Source organism: Mesorhizobium sp. B2-4-17, from assembly GCF_006441275.1.
In the GTDB taxonomy this organism is placed as follows: Bacteria; Pseudomonadota; Alphaproteobacteria; order Rhizobiales; family Rhizobiaceae; genus Mesorhizobium.
Genome location: NZ_VFUX01000047.1, coordinates 21,284 through 42,486, shown reverse-complemented (window position 1 = coordinate 42,486; position 21,203 = coordinate 21,284). Strand labels below are relative to the sequence as shown.

Below are 21,203 nucleotides of genomic sequence, written 5' to 3'. Positions count from 1 at the left end.
ACGCTTCACCGCCGAGCAATGCACAAACTACTTCAGCGCCGCAGGTTACGAGCCAGAGTGATCAGATTCTGCTCTAGCCGGCCGACTGGATCATGTAGAGCTTGCGCGTGGTCTCCCGGATCCGCCATTCGCCCTTCCATCCCCGCGGCAGCACGAGAAGGTCGCCCGGCCCCAGCTCGCGTGTCTCACCGTCGGCGCGGCTCACCTCCACCCGCCCTGAAATGATGTGGCATATTTCCGACGAACCCGACCGATCGGCGGTGAAGCGGCCGGGCGTGCACTCCCAGATGCCGACATCGATGGTCCCGTCCGGGGACTGGAAGAGCGAGCGCGCCGCCTCGATCTGATTGCCCTCGATGGACGTGGGCTTTGGGGAGAACGCGCCGATGTCAGCCTTGGCAAGGTCGTGGAAGGTCGAAAGATCGATCAAGTCGGACTCCATGGATCAGAGCATTCCGGGAAAAGTACAACGTTTTCCGCCCGGAATTGCGAAATAACAAAGACTTGGAGTGGGTCAACGATTCCAACCAAGGTTGAACCGCCCTAATGGCCTGTGATGCTGTCGGCCAGGGCGGCAAGCCTGGAAGTGTGTGCCAGGCCGGCAGCTTCGCGGCGATCGGCGAGATGATAAAGCTGGTACATCGAATGCACGCCAAGCCAGCGGAATGGCTCCGGCTCCCAGCGCCGCACGGTGCGGTTGACCCAGGGCAGGCGCGTCAGCTCCGTGTCTTGGCCGAGGATCAGGTCGGCAAGCGTGCGCCCCGAAAGATTGGAGCTCGACACGCCAAGCCCGACATAGCCACCGGCCCAGCCGATGCGGGTCGCGGGATCGAGGCCGACGGTCGTGCACCAGTCGCGCGGCACGCCGAGCACACCGCACCAGGCGTGCTCGATGCGGCAGCCCCCAGTCTGCGGCAGGAGCGTCGTCAGGATCTGGTGCAGCTGATCGATCGTGGCCTGCTGCGTCTGCCCCTTGACGTCGGTGCGCGAGCCGTAGCGATAGGGCACGCCGCGCCCGCCCATGGTGATGCGGCCCTCGCGCGTGCGCTGAGCGTAGCAATAAGCGTGGGCGGCATTGCCGAGAAGCTCGTGGCCTTCCCAGCCGATCTGGCGCCAAAGCTCCTCGGACAGCGGCTCGGTCACGATCTGCGCGCTGTTGAGCGCCAGCCAGGTCCGCTCCTCGCCGGGAATGCCGGCCGTGAACCCCTCCGTCGCCCGGATGATGGTTTCCGCGCGCACTGTGCCGCGGTCGGTCATCACGCTGCCCTTGGTGATGGCGGTCACCGTTGTCTGTTCGTAGATCGGCACGCCCAGCCGCTCGACGGCGGCGGCAAGCCCGCGCACCAGCTTGGCCGGCTGCACGCGCGCCTGGCCATGGATGACGAAGCCGCCCATGACATTGCGCACGTTGATGCGCGCCCGCGTCGCCGCTGCGTCGAGCAGCTCGATGCGTTTAGGGTCTGCGTCCCATGAGCGGATCGTCTCGCATTCCTCACGCACGCGTTCCAGCTGCGCCGGATTGGTGGCGACCGTCAGATTGTCGACGCGGCGGATATCGGCTTCGATGCCCTCTTCCGTCGCCACCCGGATCACCTCGTCGACGCAGCCGGCCATCGCCTTCTGCATGGCGGTGACGCCTTGCCGGGTCGAGGTCTTCAGATATTTCTCGCGCGACCAGCCGAAGCCGCCCGACAGCCAGCCGCCATTGCGGCCCGATGCGCCGAAACCGGCAAACTCGCGCTCGATCAGCGCGACGCGCAGCGAGGGCTTGGCCTTCTTCAGATAATAGGCGGTCCACAGCCCGGTATAGCCGGCGCCGACGATCGCGACATCCGCCTCGATGTCGCCGGGCAAGGGTGGCCGGGGCGCGGGAACCCCGCCCAGATCCGCATACCAGAACGATATGTCGCCGTTGCGCTTGGCTTGCATGGGATGACTTTCGGGTTGATTGGGATCAGGTCAGCGTTGTGTCGGCCGTGCTGTCGTCGACCAGAAGCTTGGCGTCGGCACCGTTGAAGCAGAGCTCCACCGTCTCGCCGAGGCCAAAGCTCTCGCCGGTCAGCGGCGAGCGCACGATCGCCGTGGAGCCGTCGGCGAGCCTGACTTCGTATTTCGATCCCGAGCCGAGATAGATGGCTTCCGCGATCGTCCCCGGCAGCCGGTTGGTAGTGCCCGCCGCGCTCTGGCCAGGCCGGCGGATGGCGAGCTTTTCGGGGCGCAGCAGCATGACCGGGCTGGCCTCCCCGGCAATCCGCCGTGGCGCCGTCACCGTCTCGCCGGCGATGCGCAGAGCCGTGCTGGCGCCGTCGCTTCGCGCCTCTCCGCGCAGCACGGTGGAGTCGCCGATGAAGCGGCCGACGAACAGCGTCTTCGGTTCATCGTAGAGCTCGCGCCCGGTACCGACCTGCTCGATCCGTCCCCGATTGAACACGGCGATGCGGTCGGACAGGACCAGCGCCTCTTCCTGATCATGCGTCACATAGACGAAAGTGGTGCCGAGCTCGCGGTGGATGCGCTTGATCTCGAGCTGGAGCCATTCGCGCAGCTTCTTGTCGAGCGCGCCGAGCGGCTCGTCCATCAGCAACAGCGGCGGGTCGAAGACGATGGCGCGTGCCAGCGCCACGCGCTGCTGCTGGCCACCCGACAGTTCGCTGGGATAGCGATGCGCGAAATCGCCCATCTTGACCAAGTCGAGCGCCCTTGCCACGCGCGCCTTGCGCTGCGCCTGATCGACGCCGCGCAGGGTCAACGGATAGGCGACATTGCGGCCGACGCTCATATGCGGGAACAGCGCATAATGCTGGAAGACGACGCCGATATTGCGCTTGTGCGCCGGCACGCCGACCACGCTTTTTCCCCCGACCATCAGCTTGCCGCTGGTCACATCCGTAAAGCCGGCGACCACATTGAGCGTCGTGGTCTTGCCCGAACCGCTCGGGCCGAGCAGCGTCATGAACTCGCCGGGCTCGATCCTGAGCGAAATGCCGTCCAGCGCCTTGAAGCCGCCATAGGCCTTGCTGATCGACTCCAGATCGATCGCCGCACCCTTGTTCTGCCGTTCCGGCTTCATTGGCGTCCCTTCGGCTCACGGCCAAGAAGAAGCATGCCGCCACCGATCAGGATCGTGGTGGCGCACAGCAGGATGGTGCCGACGGCGGCGACCGTCGGGTCGGCATCGCGGGTGATGGAGGAGAATATCTGCACGGGCAAGGTCTTCAGATAGGGGTTGGTGATGAACAGCGATACGACGATCTCGTCGAAGGACGTGGCGAAGGCGAAAAGCAGTCCGGACAGCATGCCGGGCAGGATCAGCGGCATCGTCACCGTGCGGAACGTGGTGAGCGCGCCGGCGCCAAGGCTTGCGGCGGCCGTTTCCAGGCGCCTGTCGAACACTTCGAGACTGGCAGAGACCGCGATCAGCACGAAGGGAAGCGCAAGGATGGTATGGGCGAGCACGAACCCCGCCAGCGTCCCGACCAGCTGCGCATCGAGATAGACGGCATAGATGCTAATGGCCAGGACGACGCCCGGCACCACCATCGGGGTCAGCATCAGCATCCGCAGGAGATTGGCGGGCCGCGCCTTCATACGATCCAGGCCGAAGGCGGCAAGCGTGCCGAGCACCGTAGCCAGCACCGCCACGATCGAGGCAACCTTCAGCGAATTCAGGAAGCTGGAGGACCAGTCCGGATTGGTGAGGAAATTCTGGTACCACTGCCAGGAGAAACCCTGCGGCGGGAAAGCAAGCGACTTGTTCCCGTTGAACGACATCGGCACGACGACCAGCGTCGGCGCCACCAGCCAGATCGCCACCAGCAGGCAGACGAGGCCGAGGATCACACGGGTGAGCGGCTTCATTTCCATCAGCGTCGCTCCGCTTCCCGATAGCGCGAGCGCATCACCGGTGCCGCCAGCGCCAGAAGCACGAAAGTGGTGACCAGAAGCACCACGCCCATGGCGCCGCCCCGGCCCCATTGCAGCAGGCTGAGCACCTGGGTCTGGACCAGCGTCGACAGCATGGTCGAGCGCGGCCCGCCGAGCAGCGCCGGCGTGATATAGAAGCCCAGCGCCAGGATGAAGACGATGATCGCCCCGGCATAGACGCCCGGCAGCGACAACGGCAGATAGACGGTGAAGAAGGCGCGGGAAGGTCGCGCGCCAAGACTCTGCGCCGCCCGCATCAGCCTGAGGTCGATGCCTTTCATCACCGAATAGAGCGGCAGGATCATGAAGGGCAAAAGCACCTGCGCCATACCGATCACGACGCCGGTCTGCGTGCGGATCAGTCGGATGCCGTCAAAACCGGCCGACCTCAGCAACGAATTGATGACGCCCGAATCCTGCAGCAGAATCACCCAGGAGAGCGTGCGCACCACGCCGCTCACCCAGAACGGGATCAGCACGCACAGCACCAGGATAAGCCGCACGCGCGGCCCGACGGCGGTCATCAGATAGGCATAGGGATAAGCACAGGCCACACAGACCACCGTGACCCAGGCCGAGATGACAAAGGTGCGCTGCAGCACCGTCAGATTGACGGGCGCGCCGAAGAACCAGATGTAGTTCTGCACGCCCCATTGCGGCTCCGACAGGCTGCGCAGCACGATGGTGAGCAGCGGGTAGCCGATCACGGCCACCAGCAGGAGCAGCGCCGGCAGCGTGAGCGCGTACGGCCTCCATGCCCAGCCCGCCCGGTTCGGGGCGGAAGGCGTCGTCGGTTCGAGCGCGCTCACGGGATTTGCCTCTCTCAGCCGGTCAGTTGCCGGCCATCAGCGCGGACCACTTCTCCTGCGCCACCGCGAAGTTCGGGACCCAGAACTTGAAGTTCTGCTTGTAGCCCTGCTTCTGGCGCTCGGGCGTGTTGGTCAGGAAGGCGGCGACGGAAGCGTCGACCTTGGGCTGCGCGTCGCTGTTGATCGGCGTATAGGAAGTCTGCTCGGTCAGGACCTCCTGGGCATGCTTGCCGAGATAGGCATTGAGCAGCGCGTAGGATGCGTCCGTATCCTTGACGCCGACCGGGATCGTCATCTGGTCCATCACCACCAGCCAGTCCTGCCAGGCCGGCGCATATTTGGCGCCGTTCTTGACGGCGGTCATGGCGCGGCCGGTCCACATCATCAGCATGTCGGCCTCGCCGGACTCCGCCAGCTGCTGCGATTCAGCCCCCGTCTTCCAGAAAATGGTATCGGGGCCGAGCTTGCGGACCACGTCGATGGCCTTGTCGATATCAGCCACGGTCATGGCCTTCGGGTCGCCGCCGGCAACCTTGAACGCCTGTTCCAGCAAGCCGCCGGTCGGGCTGCCGGAGCCGTCGATCCCGCGCACGCCCGGGAATTTCTGGGTATCGAAGAAGTCCGCCCAGCTCTTGGGCGGGTTATCCTTGTACTTTTCCTTGTTGTACATCAGCACGACGCCGTAGTTCATCGCCGGCACCGAGCATTCGCCGACCTGGCCTGCCGGAATCTTCGAGACGTCGAGCTTCGTCAGATCCAGCTTCTGGAACAGCTTGCCGCAATAGACGTAAGGCGGCAGGTCGTCGGTGTCGACGACATCCCATGTGACATTGCCGGACTCGACCTGCGCCTGCAGCTTGGCGATCTCTGTCGGCCCGTCATTGAGCAGCTTGACCCCGGACTTGTCGACGAACTCCTTCAGCGCCGCCGCCTGGCCGTCCTGGTAGATGCCGCCGTAGGAGACGAATGTCAGGGTCTTGCCCTTGAGCGACCCCTCCTTCACCTCGCCTGCCACCGGCTTGTCCTGCGCAAAGGCCGCGCCTGTCAGGACACCGAGCGCCAGAGCGGCGCCAAGCCTTGCATATCTCGATTTCAACATGACACTAACTCTCCCATTCATGCCCGCGTTTTGATCGGACTACCTGGCCGCGAGCGGTTTCCAGGCCGTGTATTGATCGAGTTCGGCGCGCGCAGAGGTCGGCGGCGCGATAATCCACATCACTTCGGCTCGGCCACCGCCGATGTTCTCGCTGCGATGCGGCGTCGATGTCGTGTATTCGATGCTGTCGCCCTCTTCCAGGACATGGCGCGCCTCGCCGAGCGAGACCTCGACGATGCCGCGCAGCACGACGAGCATTTCATGCGCGTCGCCATGCGTGTATTGGTCGTGCCCGGTCGAGCCGCCTATGTCGAATTCGCCGACATAGACCTCCATGTCGCTCAGCGGCGGGCGCGAGAGCAGCATCTTGCGGCAGCCGTCGCTGGGCGGCAGGCTCGGCCGCTCGCTGCGCCGAAGCACGCCGTGGTTCCGCGCGGCACTTTCCTCGAACAGCATCGCGACGCTGACGCCAAGCGCCGAAGCCATCTGGTTGAGCGAAGCGGTGCTGGCGCCGGTCAGGCCGCGTTCGAGCTGGCTGATGAAGCTGGCGCTGGTCCCGGTCGCCTCCGCGAGGTCGCGCAATGACAGCCTGCGGGCGAGGCGAAGGCCCTTGAGCCGCATGCCCAGCACCTGATGGGCATGGGTCGCGGCCAATGCGTCGAGCGTCTTCACTGAAGCCTGGCCGGAAGCCCTGCCCATGCCGTCTCCTCACCTCACTTAACGAAATGTACAGTACCACTGTACAGCTGGCAAGCCGCGCATGAGGCCAGGACCGCGGCACTCTTCGGGCCAGGCTTGCAGCCAAATATTTGCGCCGGAGCAGGATGTGTCTGCCGGACGACACGAGGACGGGCAGGAGAATCCCCTACCCTTCGCCGGAAAGGTCCCGGCGCGCCTTTTCGAGCTCCTCGGCATAGCGCCGCATCAAATGGCCCTCGGTCAGCAGGCCGAGCACGATGTGATCGGTGAAGTCCTCGACCACGGCCAGTTCTTCGGCGCCGGCGCGCTGGAACGTCTCGGCGGCGGCCTGCACGTTCATGCTTGGCACCAGAACGGCATCCTTGTACTGGGCCAGATCGCGCACCGGCACATCGTCATCGGAGGGGTCGCTGTGCAGTTCGGCCACGATCAGCACGCCGACATACTCATCACCCGGGTCGACGGCGATAACGCGCTGGGCAGAGCCGAGCGGGATTTCCTTGCGGAAGGCGGCAAGCTTCGTCGAGGCATCGATGGTCTTGATGTCTTCGCGCATCATCGAGCCGACGGTGAGGCTGCGCATCCAGCCGACGTCGTGGGCGCTGCGGATGGTCTCGCCGCGCAGATGGAAGCGCCATGTCGAGAACGAATAGCCGAAGGTTTCGCGCACCAGGATCGCCGCCATGATCGAGGCCGCCAGCACCACGCCGGTGAGCGTCAGGTCGCGGGTCGATTCCAGCGCCAGGAAGGTCATCGTCAGCGGGCCGCCGACAACACCGACGGCAAGCGAGGTCATGCCGACGACGGCGGCGACGGCAGGGTCGATGCCGGTCGCCGGTGAGACGAGCGCCATCACGCCGGCGAACGCCTTGCCGAGCAGCGCGCCGAGGAACAGCGAGGCGAAGAACAGGCCGCCACGAAAGCCGGAGCCTAGGGAAATGGCCGACGCTGCCAGCTTCAGCACGAAGACGCTGGCCACCGCCGCCAGCCCGTAGTTCATGGCGAATTCGCGATGCAGCGCGCCATGGCCGCTGGACAGGACCTGCGGCGTAACCAGGCCCAGCAGGCCGACAATGACACCGCCGATGACGGGCCGCACCGAGGCATCGATCGACAGTTTGGCAAAGCCGCGTTCGATCAGCGTCACCAACTGCATGATGGCGATCGAAGCGGCACCGCCGAGCAGGCCGAGCAGCAGGAACGGCACATATTGGCTGGGCGTCAGTGCCGGCAGGCCGGCGAGCTCCAGCGGGAACGGCACGCCGCCGAACACTTCCGCTGTCAGCGAGGCCGAGATAGCGGCGGTCATGACAGGCGCGACGTTGGCGACCGAATAGATGCCGATGACCAGTTCGAAGCCATAGAACGCGCCAGTCAGCGGCGCGTCGAAGGCGGCGGCGATGGCCCCGGCCGCGCCGCAGCCGACCAGGATGCGGACATCGTTGCGGCGCAGCCTGAAGATACGCGCCAGCCGCGATGCCAGGCCGGAGCCGACCTGTGTATAGCCGGCTTCCAGCCCGACCGAGGCGCCAAAGCCGCTCGAGATCATCGTCTGGCAGACGATGACGAAAGTATCGGTGAGCGACATGCGCCCGCCATAGAGCGCATTGGCTTCGATCGGATCGACGGGTGTGCGGAACTTGCGCTTTCTCAGCCAGATCACGCTCAGACCGAGCAGGATACCGCCTATTGCCGGGACCAGCGCCTGCATCGGATTGGCGAGCGAGAACATGCCGGAAAGCCGGCCGCCAGGTTGAACGCCGAACAGCAAGCCGTGCAGGTCCTGCACGATCTGGCTCATCGCGGTGACCAGAATGCCCGCCATGACGCCGACAACGCCAGCCAGGATGACCACGGCGATGCCGCGCGCCTCGAGCAGAGGAATTGACCTCAGGAGCACCGCGCGCATCCGGCGGGCGTAGACTTCGCTGTGGGTTCTGGAAAGCACCGGGGCGGCTCGCCGAAATGAAAGGCAATGGAAGACCCGCCTGATACGCCGGGCGGCTCGGCAAGACAACCACAATGCCGACATCAAAGGCGCCATTATGGCCGAGAGACCGGCTGATTTCGGTCTTTCCCGCCCCTTGGTCGTGAAGCCACCGGTTCCGCCGTCAGTCGGTATCCTGATTGTTATTCGATCAGGTCGGCATAGGCTCGCCGGCCTCATAGAGCACGAGGTTACGCTCACCAATGCTGAGTGCCGGCCAGCTTGAACGCCACTCGGCGATGTGCGGCGAGCGGAAATGCGCATCGAGTGCCGCCTTGTCGCGCCATACCTCGGTGACCCGGATCAGCCCCGCGTCAAGCACATCCCGCGCATAGGAATATTCAAGGCAGCCGTCCTCGCCACGGCTGCCCGAGATCATGCGCTCGATCGCGGGCCTTGCCTCCTCGAACATATTGGGAGGCAAACGGATCGTACCGATGATCAGGAGCATGGGTCTTCCTTCTTGCGTTGCATCCGGTTCGGCCACTTTCCCACCCTCGCGCAAGCTTGGCCAGCTACCCTCGCCGGGCTGTCGCATGCTTGGCAGCCCATGGTTCGAGGACGAGAATGGCGATCAGCGAAAGCATCCAGCCCGGCGCGGTGGCCAAGAACGGCCGCGACATCTTCTTCGCGCTCGGCATCGTCGTCATCCTGGCGGTTCTGTTCCTGCCGATCCCCGCCTTCCTCATCGACATCGGCCTCGCCTTCTCGATCGCGCTTTCGGTGCTGATCCTGATGGTGGCGCTGTGGATCCAGCGGCCCCTCGATTTCTCGTCGTTCCCGACCGTGCTGCTCATCGCCACCATGCTGCGGCTATCGCTCAACATCGCCACCACGCGTATGATCCTGTCGCATGGCAATGAGGGCACGCACGCCGCCGGCTATGTCATCGCCGGCTTCTCAAAGCTGGTCATGGCCAGCGACTTCGTCATCGGCCTGATCGTCTTCATGATCCTGATCGTGGTGAACTTCATCGTCATTACCAAGGGCGCCACCCGTATCGCCGAAGTCGGCGCCCGCTTCACCCTCGATGCCATCCCCGGCAAGCAGATGTCGATCGACGCCGATCTCTCCGCCGGCATGATCGACGAAAAGACGGCGCAGCTGCGCCGCCGCGAACTGGAGGAGGAATCGTCTTTCTTCGGCTCGATGGACGGCGCTTCGAAATTCGTCCGCGGCGACGCCATCGCCGGCCTCATCATCACCGCCATCAACATCGTCGGCGGCATCGCCATCGGCTATATCAGGCACGGCATGGGCATGGGCGAAGCCGCCGACGTGTTCATCAAGCTGTCCGTCGGCGACGGTCTGGTCACCCAGATCCCGGCGCTGATCGTGTCGCTCGCCGCCGGCCTGCTGGTCTCCAAGGGCGGCACCCGCGGCTCCACCAATCAGGCGGTGTTTGGCCAGCTCGGCGCCCATCCACGCGCCCTCTATGTGGCGGCGGCGCTACTGGTGCTGCTCGGCCTCATGCCTGGCCTGCCATTGTTCCCCTTCTTCGCGCTCGCCGGCGGCATGGCTGGCCTCGGCTACGTCATCCCGATGCGCCACGACCGCGCCGTCGCCGAAGCCGAGGCGCTGAAGAGCCAGGAGAAGGCGACCAAGGCCGAGGAAGAGAAGAACTCGGTCAAGGCCTCGCTCGCCACCGCCGAGATCGAGTTGCTGATCGGCAAGCAGCTTTCGACCCGGCTGCTGGTCTCGCATCAGGAACTGGTCTTCCGCATGGCCAAGATGCGCAAGAAATTCGCCCAGCAATACGGTTTCGTCGTGCCGGAAGTGCGCGTTGCCGACGATTTCGCCATCCCGCCGAAGAGCTACCAGATCAAGGTGCACGGCACGGTGGTCGCCGAATATTCGATGCGCGTCGGTGAGATCATGGTGCTGCTCGGCAACCGCGACCTGCCCGAAATCCCGGGCGAAGAGATCCGCGAGCCAGCCTTCGGCATGCGCGCCTATTCGGTCATGGAAACCTTCGCCGAGGATTTGAAGCGCGAGAGCTTCACCTTCGCCGACAACATGTCGGTGCTGCTCACCCATCTCTCGGAAGTCATCCGCAACAACCTGCCGCAGCTTCTATCCTACAAGGACATGAAGGCGCTGCTCGAACGCCAGGACCAGGAATACCGCAAGCTCGCCGACGAGATCTGCACCACGCACATCTCCTACCCGGGCCTGCAGGCGGTGCTGAAGCTGCTTCTGGCCGAGCGCGTCTCGATCCGCAACCTGCACCTGATCATCGAGGCGATCGCCGAGATCGCACCGCATGTGCGCCGCACCGAGCAGATCGTCGAGCATGTCCGCATCCGCATGGCCCAGCAGATCTGCGGCGACCTGTCCGAGGGCGGCGTGCTCAAGGTGCTGCGCCTCGGCAACCGCTGGGACCTTGCTTTCCACCAGAGCCTCAAGCGCGACGCCAAGGGCGAGGTGCGCGAATTCGACATCGATCCGCGCCAGCTGGAAGAATTCGGCCAGGACGCCACCAAGGCGATCAAGAAGCACCTGGAAGCCGGCGAACGTTTCGTCTTGGTCACCGCGCCGGACGCCCGCCCCTATGTGCGCATGATCATCGAGCGCCTGTTCACCACGCTGCCGGTGCTCTCCCACGTCGAAATCGCCAAGGGCGTCGAGATCAGGGTGCTCGGAACCATATCGTGAGCGTTCTCTCGCAAGCGGTCGTCATCGCGGCATTCCTCGCCTTCTGCCGCATCGGCGCCTGCTTCATGCTGATGCCGGGCCTGTCCAGCGCGCGCGTCCCGATGCAGGTCAGGCTGTTCGTGGCGGTGGCCGCGACCGGCGGCCTGCTCGCCTTCCTGTGGGACCGCATCTTTCCCTTTGTCGATCCGCGCCCGCAGATCCTGGTGCCGATGATCATTTCGGAACTCCTGGTCGGCGGTCTGATCGGCGCCATGACCAGGCTCTACATGGAAGCGCTGCGCTTCATGGGTTCGGCCATCGCCATGCTGATCGGCTATGGCGGCTCGGGCGGACCGGCGATCGAGGAGCCGGAACCGCAGGCCGCCCTTGCCGCCATCATCTCGTTCTCGGCGCTCTTGATGCTGTTCGTCTTCGATTTCGATCATGAGATCGTGCGTGCGCTGGTGGCCTCCTACACGGTCGCGCCGATCAACGTCTTCTTCAATCCGCAGGCGGCCCTCGTCGATATCACCGACACGGTTTCGGACACCTTCTTCCTGGTCATCCGCCTCGGCAGCCCGTTTGTCGCCTATGCCATTCTGGTCAATCTGACGATCGGCTTCGTCAACAAGCTGACCCCGCAGATCCCGATCTATTTCATCTCACAGCCCTTCGTCATCGCCGGCGGGATGATCATCTTCTATTTCGCCGTCGGCACCATGCTGTCGCTGTTCGTCAATGGCTTCGTCGACCTGACGCTGGCGAGGTGACATGAGCACGCGCAAGGATCGCCTCAAGAAACTGGTCAAGGTGCAGGAACAGCTGAAGGCGCTCCATGAAACCCGTCGCGCCACCTTCCTGGCCGCCGCCAACGCCGCCGAGGCAGAGGCCAGGGAATTGATCGGACACTTCGACCAGGACAATTCGCTTTCCGGCCTGTTCCCCGATCTCTATCATCGCCGCATCGCCCAGGCGGTGGCGCGCCAAGAGAAGAGCCTGGAGGGCGCCAGGCAGGAAGCCGGCCTCATCGCCGCGGCAACCGCCCGCACCAACATGGTCGAACGCGCCTACAAGGACGTGCGCAACCGCGACGAGCGCGAACGTTCCGACCGCGAACGCCTCGATCTGATCGCGCAGAAGCGGGGCCATGAAGCCGACGAATAGGCCGGGCATGGCCCGCAAGCCTGCCACAAGCTTGTTGAGGCATGGTCTGGCTAAAGGAAAACCGGCAAAAGGCGGACTTTCTTGGCGATTTCTCCACCCAGCGACATCGTTATGGATGTCGCCCGAGCCGCGGAGCCGGCGGACATCGAGGCTGCCCGTGCCGCGCTGACCAAGCGTGCCGGCGGTGCCGCAGGCACGTTCTCGGTCGACGCCGCCGCATCGGTCGACGCCGGCTCGATCCTGTCGCGCGCCTCCGCCGAACACGCCGCCGGGACCGATCCGGCCAAGAAGTTCAAGAAGTTCGAGGCCATGGTGCTGCAGACCTTCATCCAGAACATGCTACCCAAGGACACCGAGGGCGTGTATGGCACGGGTCTCGCCGGCGACATGTGGAAATCACAGCTTGCCGAGCGCGTCGCCGACATCATGGCCGATCGCGGCGGCATCGGCATCGCCAAGTCGCTGCTCGCCGACCACTATCTCGACGGCAAGCGCAAGGTGCCGATCGGCCCGGTTTCAAATGGACCGGAAAAGACCGAGATCGATCGGCAAACCCGTCTGTCCACCTCGCTCGTCCAGGAATTGCAGCGCAAGGCCGCCAGGTCGATGACCGGCGACGAGACAACCATAAAAACAGACATCAAGATCTAGACTGGAAACACCATGGCCGACTCATCCGAATTCACCGCCAATCTGCCAGCGCGCGCGACTGCGTCGGAAGCGTCGATTCCGTTCGCGCGCCCCGGAAATCTTGCCGCCATCATCGGCCGCATCGAGGAGGTGGTCGAGGAAGAGACCGTCGGCATCCGCAGCGACACCAGCTATGACCTCAAGGCCTCGAATGCCCGCAAGAGCCGCTATCTCTACGAATTGACGCGCGCCATGAAGGGCGGCAGCGAAGCCGAATTCCTCGAACAGCACCGCGAGGGCCTGACCCGGCTGCGGCAGAAGCTGGCCCGCAACGAGGCGGCGATCCTGGCGCATCTGAGCGCCGTCAACGAAGTCGCCAGCCTGCTGCGCAGCGCTATCCAGCGCGCCGAAACCGACGGTACCTATTCCGCCGGCGAGTTCGGCAGGCTGAAAGGTTAGAGCGCGACAATGTCGGGCTCGGTCTCCGAATGATCAAGGTCATCGCCATCGCGGTCTGGGTGTGCGCCGCCACGCTGGGCGCGGTATTTTATTCGTTCCAGGCCGCCGGCGAACGCGGCGTCGGCGAGAAACCCAAGCCGATGCTGGGCGGGCTGGACTACGTCAAGACCGACATCATTTCGGTGCCGCTGATCCGCGATTCCAGGATCGACGGCTACTTCCTGGCCAAGCTCGTCTACACCGTCGAGCCCGAGCAGATAAAAAAGCTCTCGGTCCCGGCCGAGGCATTGATCACCGACCAGGTCTACACCTACCTCTACGCCAATCCCCAGATCGACTTCACCAAGAGGGCGACGATCGACCTCGATGCCTTTCGCGCCGCCATCCGCGACACTGTCAATACCCGTGTCGGCGCGGACCTCGTGCATGAGGTTCTGGTCGACCAGGTCAATTTCCTGAGCAAGGACGAGATCCGCGACAACTGGCTGCGCCGCCGGCAGGAATCCGGCACAACCGCACCCGAGACGGCCAAGCCGGTCAGCGCGCATTGACGCCACCCGGCACGGCCACGCACCGATGGTCCCGGCTGTTCGCCGGTGCGGCGATAGGAACCAGCCGCTGCAATTCGCGTTGACGTAAACGTCAATCCAAAGCTATATGCGGCAGCGATTGTGATCGCCACAGATGCGGCATGGGCTTCGGCCGGACCGAAGCGCCGTTGCGCGACAGGTGCAACCAGACAAGCAGATGCAACCAGACAGGAGAACAGCGTGAGCGTTCAGGAGATTGCCGAGAAGATCAAGTCGCGCGTGGCCAGCAGCGGGTTCGATCGTTCCGTGAAGTTCGACACCGGCAGCGACGGCGTCATCGTCATCGACGGCGCAACTGTTTCGACCACCGACGCCTCCACCGACTGCACCATCAAGCTCTCGCTCGACGATCTCGATTCGCTGATATCAGGCGATCTGAACCCGACCATGGCGTTCATGACCGGCAAGATAAAGGTCGAGGGCGACATGACGGTCGCCATGGCGCTCAGCCAGTTGATCGGCTGAGCACAGCCGCCGATCGCTTCACCGATCACGAAAAACGCCGCCTTATCGGGCGGCGTTTTTGTTCGGGTTCGGGTGGATGATTCAGGCCGCCAGAGTCGGCGCCTGCGCCTTCAGCTTGCGGCCGGATGCCTTCAGCGTACCCCGCGCGCCGTCAAGCGCGCCCTCCACCAGCTCCAGCGCCAACAAGCGGTGCCGCTCGTACGGCCCCGGCATGGCAAGCGAGCCGGTCTTGGTGGCCGAAAAGCCGAAGCGTCCGTAGTAAGGCGCATCGCCGACCAGCAGGATCGCCGCGTGGCCCAGCCGCGCCGCCTCGGCGATGGCATGGCGCATCAGCACCGAGCCGATGCCGGCATTCTTGAGCGACGGATCGACGGCAAGCGGGCCAAGCAGAAGTGCTGCCGGACCGGCCTCGCCGAGCGTCACATCCCACAGCCGCACCGTGCCCATGACGGAGCCGGATGCATCGCGCGCAACGAAAGCCAGGCCTTCGGAAGGCCGGCGGCCGCGCCGCAGTTTTTCGGATGACTTTGTCTTGCGCTTCGGCCCCATGGCGTCGTCGAGCAGCGCCTCGCGGGCCGCGACGTCACCAGCGGTTTCGGCAATGACGACAATGGCGCGGGCACTCTCCCCCCTTGAGGGGGAGATGTCGCCAAAGGCGACAGAGGGGGTCGCGCGTGAAGCGCCAACATCCATACGCCGCAGGAGGTCGCATCCGGTCGAACCGACCCCCTCTGGCCACTTCGTGGCCATCTCCCTCTCAAGGGGGGAGATTCCGTGCGCGGCGTCCTCAACAACGAAATTTGCAATGTCCATTTCCGCAATCCTTCACGAGCGGAGATCTGTTCCACAAGCGAACCCGGGCGGGCGACAGGCGCCCACCTGGGATGATCTGACCGGCTCTTTCGAACCGTCAGATCACGTAGGATCGGAGAGGCTCGAAGCCGTTGAAAGCGACCGCCGAATAGGTGGTCGTGTAAGCGCCGGTGCCTTCGATCAGCACCTCGTCGCCGATGGTCAGCGACAGAGGCAGCGGGTACGGCGTCTTCTCGTACATCACATCGGCCGAATCGCAGGTCGGGCCGGCGAGCACGCAAGGCGCGGTCTCGCCGCCGTCATGCGCGGTGACGATCGGGTAGCGGATCGCCTCGTCCATCGTCTCGGCCAGACCGCCGAACTTGCCGATGTCGAGGAACACCCAGCGCACATTGTCGTTGTCGGCCTTCTTCGAGATCAGCACGACTTCCGACTTGATGACGCCGGCATTGCCGACCATGCCGCGGCCCGGCTCGATGATGGTCTCGGGCAGCGCATTGCCGAAATGCTTGCGCAGCGCCGAGAAGATCGCCTGGCCATAGGCTTGCGCCACCGGCACGTCCTTCAGATAACGGGTCGGGAAACCGCCGCCCATATTGACCATCTTGAGTACGATGCCTTCCTCGGCCAGCGTCGAAAACACCGTCTTGGCGTCGGCGAGCGCACGGTCCCAGGCGGTCAGGTCGGTCTGCTGCGAGCCGACATGGAACGACACGCCATAGGCGTCGAGGCCGAGGCCCTTGGCATGGCGCAGCACGTCGACGGCCATGGCCGGCACGCAGCCGAACTTGCGCGACAGCGGCCATTCGGCACCCTCGCCATCGGTCAGCACGCGGCAGAACACGCGCGCGCCGGGAGCGGCGCGGGCGATCTTCTCGACCTCCTCGACGCAGTCGACCGCGAACAGCCGGATGCCGAGCTGGTAAGCGCGGGCGATGTCACGCTCCTTCTTGATGGTGTTGCCGAAGGAGATGCGGTCGGCCGGCGCACCGGCGTCCATCGCCATCTCGACTTCGGCAACGGATGCGGTGTCGAAGGACGAGCCCATCGCAGCAAGCAGGCGCAGGATCTCCGGCGCCGGGTTTGCTTTCACCGCATAGTAGATCTTGGAATCGGGCAGCGCCTTCTCGAAGGCGCGGAAATTGTCGCGCACGACATCGAGATCGACGACGAGGCACGGGCCGGTCGGACGTCGGGTGGCGAGAAAGTCGAGGATGCGCTGGGTAGCCATCGGTATCTCCATCACGCCTTTCGGCGCGCGCAAGGGTGCGGACGCGGGCTGTCGGCCTCGCGAACACGCGGTCAAACAAAGGCGGGACGGAAAATCCATGGAACCAGCCGGTGGAGACCCCGGAACCATGAAACGCCGTCTCGCGGCGATGAACCTAGCCTTGCCCGGCTTCGGTTCGCTTTGTCTGCCTTGGCTTGGATTGGGAGAACCCCGTTCCGCACTGCCGGCAATGAAGGTGTGCCTCTTCAGTAACCCCGGTCTTTGGACAACCGGCAGAGAACCAGAAAGGCCCGCACCGTCGTTGCTTCAAGGTGTCCTCGGTCTGGCGGTTGGCCGCTAAACCGACTGGAGGGGTTAGCTCCAGTTACCTTACCGATTGCCCTCACCATTCGAGGATCGGCGGACACCCACAGGCACGTGCGACTTTGGGCAAGCGCGATATATGGCCGGTGGCCGTCACAATCAATAAAAATCGTATCTCAGGTTGTAAAATTTCCGGCACCGAACAATGTTGGCGCAAACGTATCCGGATATCGAACAATGACAGGCACGCACGGCCCTCTCAACGCCTTTCTCGATCTTCGCCAAGTGCCGGTGGCGCATGCCAAGCTCGGCCCGCTCGCCGGACTGCGGCTGGCCGTCAAGGACATCTACGACGTTGCCGGCTACCGCACCGGCTGCGGAAATTTGCGGAAATTCGCTGAAAGCCCTGCCGCCTCGCGCACCGCCCCCGCCATCCAGATGATTCTTGATGCCGGCGCGCGCTTTGTCGGCAAGACCCAGACCGACGAGCTTGCCTTCGCGCTGTTCGGCCAGAACGCGCATTTCCCGTTTCCGGTAAACCCTGCCGCGCCCGACCGCGTCACCGGCGGCTCGTCGTCGGGGTCGGCGGCGGCGGTCGCGGGTGGGCTGGCCGATATCGCCACCGGCTCCGACACCGGCGGCTCGATCCGCGCGCCGGCGAGTTTTTGCGGGCTGATCGGGCTGCGCACCACACATGGCCGCATCTCTCTCGACGGCACCATGAAGCTGGCGCCGAGCTTCGACACATTCGGCTGGTTCGCGAATGACATCGATACCTACGAAGCCGTCGGCAAGCTTCTGCTCAGCCGCGACCCGCACCAGCACACGCTGGACCGTCCGCTGACGCTCGCCTGGCTGGACGAGATGGTCGCCCGGCCGGCGCTCGACGAATATGCCGGGATGACGGCGCTGGCGAGCGCGGTCTTCGGCGCGCCGGCGACGCCGACGACGCGCTTCAGCTCTTCCCCGGATGAACTCTACTGGTGCTTTCGCCGGCTGCAGGCCAGGGAGGCCTGGGCGGTGCATGGCGAATGGATCACCAGCGGCGAGCGCGACCTCGGCCCCGGCGTCGAGGAGCGATTCGGCTTTGGCCGTGCCGTCGATGACCGCACGGCACAGGCCGAGAGGGTGCGCCGGCTGACCTTCCGCGGCGAACTCGGCGCCCTGCTCGGCGAGGACGGATTCCTCATCCTGCCGACGGTGCCGGGGCCGGCGCCCTATGTGGACAGCACACCCGAGCAGTTCCAGGCCTATCGCGAGCGGGCGCTGCATCTTCTGTGCCTTGCCGGCCTGTCGGGCTTTCCACAGATCACCCTGCCCATCGGCTCGGTCGCCGGCGCTCCGTTCGGCCTGTCGCTGCTGGGCCCTTCCGGCAGCGACATTGCCCTGATACGGCTCGGCCGAAAACTTCTAATGCATGTCGCGCAAAAGTGACCTCGGTTTTGCGATGACGACATGCATCAAACAAAAACTCAAAGCGCGTCGCATGAATCCGCTTCGACGCGACGCGCTTTGGACGCCGCACGAAAGGCCTGATCCATGGACACACTGACCCGCATGCGTGCCTTCATCGATGTGGTCGAGGCCGAGGGCTTTTCGGCGGCGGCGCGCAAGATCGGCCGCTCCAAGGCGCTGTTGTCGAAATATGTACGCGAGCTGGAGGACGAGCTCGGCGCGCTGCTCTTGAACCGCACCACGCGCCAGTTTTCGATGACCGAGGCCGGTCATACCTATTACCGGCGCGCCTCGGAGATCGTGCGCGAAGTCGATAGCCTGGCCGACGCGGTGCGCGAATCCTCCGGCGATGTGCGCGGCCGGATCAAGCTGTCGGCGCCGCGCACCTTCGCCGACGCGCCGGTCGGCCAGTCGCTGATCGATTTCGCCAAGCAGCACCCCGACATCGTGCTCGACATCCAACTCGACGACCGCTTCGTCGACCTGGTCGAGGAAGGCTTCGATCTCGCGGTGCGCATATCGCGTCTGGAGAACTCGTCGCTGATCGCCAGACGGCTGGCGCCATTCTCCGTAAAGCTCTGCGCGTCGCCGGAGCTGATCGCCAAGCATGGCATGCCGACACGGCCGCAGGATCTCGGCCACATGCCTTGCATCGTCGACACCAATGGCCGCGGATTGAACAACTGGGCGTTCAAGGGCGACAACAACGATCAGTTGAGCGTCGCCGTGTCCGGCCCTATCGAGGTCAACAGCCCGATGGCGGCGCGCGCCGCCGCCATGTCGGGGCTCGGGTTTTGCATCCTGCCGGATTTCATCGCCGCGCCCGATCTCAAGAGCGGCCAGTTGGTGACGGTGCTTGACGACCGCATCCTGTCCGGCGGCGGCATCTTCGCCGTCTACCCGCACCGCCGCTATTTGCCGGCCAAGGTCCGCGTTTTCGTCGACTTCCTGGTGCAGTGGTTCAGGACGCGTGAGATTGCTTGATCCGTTTCAATCGTCTCGCGGTCCCAATTTCGCCCCCTTTGTGGTAACTGTCGGGCTTTCTCCGAAGCCAAGGGAATCGCGACCGGGAATGCACCTGAAACGGCACGCAATCATGTTGGCTTCGGGCTTGGCGGCGACTCTTGCCGCCACGGGGCCGGCTTATGTGCATCCGCATGTTTTCGCCGAGGCGCGGCTCGACGTGATCCTGTCTCCGGATCACCAAAGCGTGAAAGCGCTACGCCATCTCTGGCGCTTCGACGACCTGTTTTCGAGTACGGTGATGATGGAGTTCGACAAGAACTCCGACCTGAAGCTTGATGACAAGGAGCTGAAGGAGGTCGCCGACACCGTTCATGCCTCTCTGGCCGAATTCAATTATTTCCAACTCGTCACGCAGAACGGCAAGGACGTGACGATGGTGCCGCCTCCACATCTGATGGCCAATTTCGACAACGACCAATTGATCATCCTGTTCGAGTCCGAACCCAAGGTGCCGATCAAGCTGACCGGCAAGGTCGACATCGGCGTCTACGATCCGACCTTCTATACGGCGATCGATTTCACCGAGGATTCCAACATCACGGTCGAAGGCCTGCCGCCGAACTGCGCCAGCAAGGTCATCCGGCCGGATCCGGACGAAGCCATCAAGGAAAACCAGAAAACCCTGACGGATGCCTTCTTCAACGACCCCACAGGCACCAACATGAGCAAGATCTTTGCCACCAAGCTCGAACTGAACTGTCAGCCAGAAGGATGAACCCGGTGACGAAACCGTCCCTGCGTTTGGCATTCGGCCTGTTGGCCCTCACCTTTGTCACGATGCATTTCGCCAACGCCGCGCACGCCCAGAGTTCGCTGGGCATCGGCGTCAATGACGGCATGGCGCCCAGCACTGGTCCGTTCGCCCACGTCCTGATGTGGATCAATCTGAGGCAACAGGAATTCTATCGTGCGCTGGCGACGGCCATGAAGGCGATGCGCCAGGACGGCAGCAAGATCTGGATACTCGTCGGCCTGTCCTTCGCCTACGGCATCTTCCACGCCGCCGGCCCCGGCCACGGCAAGGCGGTGATCTCGTCCTACATGGTGGCCAATGAAGTGGCGCTGCGGCGCGGCATCCTGTTGTCCTTCGTCTCGGCCCTGCTGCAGGGTCTGACCGCGGTAGCGGTGATGGCGCTCGCTTATTTCGTGCTGCGCGGCACGGCCGTCTCGATGACCGACGCGGCCTGGTTCATGGAGATCATGAGCTTTGTCTTTGTCACGCTGTTCGGCGCCTGGCTGCTGTGGCGCAAGCTCGGTCCTTCCATCACGCGCCTGTTCGGCGGGGCGCCCGCTTACAGCTTGTCGGCGGCTCATGCCGGGCATTCCCACGCCAGCCATTCGCATGCTGCTCATTCGGCGCATGCTCATTCGCATGCGCTGCACGTTCATGAAGACCACGACCATGCACATGGCCATTCGCACGACCATCACGGCGCGCATGACCACCACCATGACCATGGCGCGCGCGATCATGCGCATCATGGCCATGCGGCCGGCGAAGTCTGCGAAACCTGCGGCCACTCGCATGCGCCCGATCCGGCGCTGCTGTCGGGCGACCGCTTCGACTGGCGCACGGCCTGGACGGCGGTGGCGGCGGTTGGCATCCGCCCCTGCTCCGGCGCGCTGATCGTGCTGAGCTTCGCACTGCTCAACGGGCTCTGGCTCGGTGGGCTGCTGTCAGTGCTGGCGATGTCGATCGGAACCGCGATCACTGTGTCCGCGCTGGCGACGGTCGCGGTGACCGCCAAGAACTGGGCGGTCTATTTCGCCGGCGACGGCCGCATGGGCAACCGCATCCATTCGGTCGTCGAGATCGGCGGCGCCGCCTTCGTCTTCCTGTTCGGACTGTTGTTGCTTTCAGCGAGCCTGACGGGCAGCGTCTAGGCCTGTCCCATCCCGATCGAACGTGATGGGG

At 64.4% G+C, this 21,203-nt stretch carries 22 protein-coding genes; 11 read left to right on the top strand and 11 right to left on the bottom strand.

Features of this window, described 5'->3' with window-relative positions:
- Positions 1 to 73: 73 nt before the first annotated feature.
- From FJ548_RS27635 to FJ548_RS27595, 9 genes are all read right to left on the bottom strand, one after another.
- Positions 74 to 442 (bottom strand): cupin domain-containing protein, encoded by a 369-nt coding sequence (locus FJ548_RS27635; protein ID WP_140779553.1) that lies wholly within the window; start codon positions 440 to 442, stop codon positions 74 to 76.
- A gap of 101 nt (positions 443 to 543) precedes the next feature.
- Entirely contained in the window at positions 544 to 1,929 is a 1,386-nt protein-coding gene (locus FJ548_RS27630; RefSeq protein WP_140779552.1) for an FAD-binding oxidoreductase, read from the bottom strand.
- Positions 1,930 to 1,954: 25 nt separating this feature from the next.
- Positions 1,955 to 3,070, bottom strand: a complete 1,116-nt coding sequence (locus tag FJ548_RS27625; protein ID WP_140779551.1) for an ABC transporter ATP-binding protein — start codon at positions 3,068 to 3,070, stop codon at positions 1,955 to 1,957.
- Positions 3,067 to 3,864 carry an ABC transporter permease gene (locus FJ548_RS27620; RefSeq protein WP_140779550.1) on the bottom strand — a complete coding sequence of 266 codons (798 nt, stop codon included), beginning with the start codon at positions 3,862 to 3,864 and terminating at the stop codon, positions 3,067 to 3,069. Before FJ548_RS27620 ends, FJ548_RS27625 begins: the two co-directional genes overlap by 4 nt.
- On the bottom strand, positions 3,864 to 4,733 hold the full coding sequence (locus tag FJ548_RS27615) for an ABC transporter permease (protein ID WP_140779549.1): 870 nt from the start codon (positions 4,731 to 4,733) through the stop codon (positions 3,864 to 3,866). The genes FJ548_RS27620 and FJ548_RS27615 overlap by 1 nt, the downstream gene beginning before the upstream one ends.
- 22 nt (positions 4,734 to 4,755) lie before the next feature.
- The gene (locus tag FJ548_RS27610; protein ID WP_140779548.1) at positions 4,756 to 5,832 is read right to left on the bottom strand and encodes a PotD/PotF family extracellular solute-binding protein; all 1,077 of its coding nucleotides are present in this window, start codon (positions 5,830 to 5,832) and stop codon (positions 4,756 to 4,758) included.
- Between the two features lie 39 nt (positions 5,833 to 5,871).
- A complete protein-coding gene (locus FJ548_RS27605; protein WP_140779547.1) occupies positions 5,872 to 6,531 on the bottom strand; it encodes an XRE family transcriptional regulator in 660 nt (219 codons plus the stop codon).
- Positions 6,532 to 6,697: 166 nt separating this feature from the next.
- Entirely contained in the window at positions 6,698 to 8,479 is a 1,782-nt protein-coding gene (locus FJ548_RS27600) for a chloride channel protein (RefSeq protein ID WP_140607233.1), read from the bottom strand.
- A gap of 190 nt (positions 8,480 to 8,669) precedes the next feature.
- Positions 8,670 to 8,969 (bottom strand): putative quinol monooxygenase, encoded by a 300-nt coding sequence (locus FJ548_RS27595; protein ID WP_140779546.1) that lies wholly within the window; start codon positions 8,967 to 8,969, stop codon positions 8,670 to 8,672.
- Positions 8,970 to 9,085: 116 nt separating this feature from the next.
- Here FJ548_RS27595 and flhA point away from each other — a divergent pair, with 116 nt between their 5' ends.
- From flhA to FJ548_RS27560, 7 genes are all read left to right on the top strand, one after another.
- Entirely contained in the window at positions 9,086 to 11,173 is a 2,088-nt protein-coding gene (gene flhA, locus FJ548_RS27590; protein ID WP_140779545.1) for a flagellar biosynthesis protein FlhA, read from the top strand.
- Positions 11,170 to 11,922, top strand: coding sequence for a flagellar biosynthetic protein FliR (gene fliR, locus FJ548_RS27585; RefSeq protein ID WP_140779544.1), 753 nt, complete (start codon positions 11,170 to 11,172; stop codon positions 11,920 to 11,922). The genes flhA and fliR overlap by 4 nt, the downstream gene beginning before the upstream one ends.
- 1 nt (position 11,923) lies before the next feature.
- A complete protein-coding gene (locus FJ548_RS27580; protein WP_140779543.1) occupies positions 11,924 to 12,316 on the top strand; it encodes a hypothetical protein in 393 nt (130 codons plus the stop codon).
- A gap of 111 nt (positions 12,317 to 12,427) precedes the next feature.
- A complete protein-coding gene (locus FJ548_RS27575; RefSeq protein ID WP_140690630.1) occupies positions 12,428 to 12,967 on the top strand; it encodes a rod-binding protein in 540 nt (179 codons plus the stop codon).
- A gap of 12 nt (positions 12,968 to 12,979) precedes the next feature.
- Complete coding sequence (locus FJ548_RS27570; RefSeq protein ID WP_140779542.1) at positions 12,980 to 13,405, top strand: hypothetical protein; 426 nt, start codon at positions 12,980 to 12,982, stop codon at positions 13,403 to 13,405.
- 29 nt (positions 13,406 to 13,434) lie between these two features.
- The gene (locus FJ548_RS27565; RefSeq protein ID WP_140607239.1) at positions 13,435 to 13,956 is read left to right on the top strand and encodes a hypothetical protein; all 522 of its coding nucleotides are present in this window, start codon (positions 13,435 to 13,437) and stop codon (positions 13,954 to 13,956) included.
- Positions 13,957 to 14,175: 219 nt separating this feature from the next.
- A complete protein-coding gene (locus tag FJ548_RS27560) occupies positions 14,176 to 14,460 on the top strand; it encodes an SCP2 sterol-binding domain-containing protein (RefSeq protein ID WP_140690409.1) in 285 nt (94 codons plus the stop codon).
- Between the two features lie 81 nt (positions 14,461 to 14,541).
- On the opposite strand, the gene FJ548_RS27555 is transcribed toward FJ548_RS27560, so the two are convergent.
- Together FJ548_RS27555 and odc2 are read right to left on the bottom strand one after the other, a co-directional pair.
- Positions 14,542 to 15,210 carry an N-acetyltransferase gene (locus FJ548_RS27555; RefSeq protein ID WP_226890405.1) on the bottom strand — a complete coding sequence of 223 codons (669 nt, stop codon included), beginning with the start codon at positions 15,208 to 15,210 and terminating at the stop codon, positions 14,542 to 14,544.
- Between the two features lie 160 nt (positions 15,211 to 15,370).
- Positions 15,371 to 16,504 carry an ornithine/lysine decarboxylase gene (odc2, locus tag FJ548_RS27550; RefSeq protein WP_140607241.1) on the bottom strand — a complete coding sequence of 378 codons (1,134 nt, stop codon included), beginning with the start codon at positions 16,502 to 16,504 and terminating at the stop codon, positions 15,371 to 15,373.
- A 540-nt stretch (positions 16,505 to 17,044) separates the two neighbouring features.
- Between odc2 and FJ548_RS27545 the strand changes: the two genes are divergently transcribed.
- The 4 genes from FJ548_RS27545 (at position 17,045) to FJ548_RS27530 (ending at position 21,172) form a co-directional block, all read left to right on the top strand.
- On the top strand, positions 17,045 to 18,241 hold the full coding sequence (locus FJ548_RS27545; protein WP_140759491.1) for an amidase: 1,197 nt from the start codon (positions 17,045 to 17,047) through the stop codon (positions 18,239 to 18,241).
- Positions 18,242 to 18,346: 105 nt separating this feature from the next.
- The gene (locus FJ548_RS27540; RefSeq protein WP_140690414.1) at positions 18,347 to 19,246 is read left to right on the top strand and encodes a LysR family transcriptional regulator; all 900 of its coding nucleotides are present in this window, start codon (positions 18,347 to 18,349) and stop codon (positions 19,244 to 19,246) included.
- 88 nt (positions 19,247 to 19,334) lie between these two features.
- Positions 19,335 to 20,003, top strand: coding sequence for a DUF1007 family protein (locus FJ548_RS27535; RefSeq protein ID WP_140607244.1), 669 nt, complete (start codon positions 19,335 to 19,337; stop codon positions 20,001 to 20,003).
- Positions 20,000 to 21,172, top strand: coding sequence for a nickel/cobalt transporter (locus FJ548_RS27530; RefSeq protein WP_140607245.1), 1,173 nt, complete (start codon positions 20,000 to 20,002; stop codon positions 21,170 to 21,172). Before FJ548_RS27535 ends, FJ548_RS27530 begins: the two co-directional genes overlap by 4 nt.
- The last annotated feature ends 31 nt before the right edge of the window (positions 21,173 to 21,203 follow it).

Coding starts and splice junctions, on each gene's coding strand:
- FJ548_RS27530 (WP_140607245.1), top strand. CDS start 20,000: ATGAACCCGGTGACGAAACCGTCCCTGCGTTTGGCATTCGGCCTGTTG.
- odc2 (WP_140607241.1), bottom strand. CDS start 16,504: ATGGCTACCCAGCGCATCCTCGACTTTCTCGCCACCCGACGTCCGACC.
- flhA (WP_140779545.1), top strand. CDS start 9,086: ATGGCGATCAGCGAAAGCATCCAGCCCGGCGCGGTGGCCAAGAACGGC.
- FJ548_RS27580 (WP_140779543.1), top strand. CDS start 11,924: ATGAGCACGCGCAAGGATCGCCTCAAGAAACTGGTCAAGGTGCAGGAA.
- FJ548_RS27565 (WP_140607239.1), top strand. CDS start 13,435: ATGATCAAGGTCATCGCCATCGCGGTCTGGGTGTGCGCCGCCACGCTG.
- FJ548_RS27555 (WP_226890405.1), bottom strand. CDS start 15,210: ATGGCCACGAAGTGGCCAGAGGGGGTCGGTTCGACCGGATGCGACCTC.
- FJ548_RS27610 (WP_140779548.1), bottom strand. CDS start 5,832: ATGTTGAAATCGAGATATGCAAGGCTTGGCGCCGCTCTGGCGCTCGGT.
- FJ548_RS27630 (WP_140779552.1), bottom strand. CDS start 1,929: ATGCAAGCCAAGCGCAACGGCGACATATCGTTCTGGTATGCGGATCTG.
- FJ548_RS27595 (WP_140779546.1), bottom strand. CDS start 8,969: ATGCTCCTGATCATCGGTACGATCCGTTTGCCTCCCAATATGTTCGAG.
- FJ548_RS27570 (WP_140779542.1), top strand. CDS start 12,980: ATGGCCGACTCATCCGAATTCACCGCCAATCTGCCAGCGCGCGCGACT.
- FJ548_RS27540 (WP_140690414.1), top strand. CDS start 18,347: ATGGACACACTGACCCGCATGCGTGCCTTCATCGATGTGGTCGAGGCC.
- FJ548_RS27605 (WP_140779547.1), bottom strand. CDS start 6,531: ATGGGCAGGGCTTCCGGCCAGGCTTCAGTGAAGACGCTCGACGCATTG.
- FJ548_RS27535 (WP_140607244.1), top strand. CDS start 19,335: ATGCACCTGAAACGGCACGCAATCATGTTGGCTTCGGGCTTGGCGGCG.
- FJ548_RS27545 (WP_140759491.1), top strand. CDS start 17,045: ATGACAGGCACGCACGGCCCTCTCAACGCCTTTCTCGATCTTCGCCAA.
- FJ548_RS27625 (WP_140779551.1), bottom strand. CDS start 3,070: ATGAAGCCGGAACGGCAGAACAAGGGTGCGGCGATCGATCTGGAGTCG.
- FJ548_RS27620 (WP_140779550.1), bottom strand. CDS start 3,864: ATGGAAATGAAGCCGCTCACCCGTGTGATCCTCGGCCTCGTCTGCCTG.
- FJ548_RS27575 (WP_140690630.1), top strand. CDS start 12,428: ATGGATGTCGCCCGAGCCGCGGAGCCGGCGGACATCGAGGCTGCCCGT.
- FJ548_RS27635 (WP_140779553.1), bottom strand. CDS start 442: ATGGAGTCCGACTTGATCGATCTTTCGACCTTCCACGACCTTGCCAAG.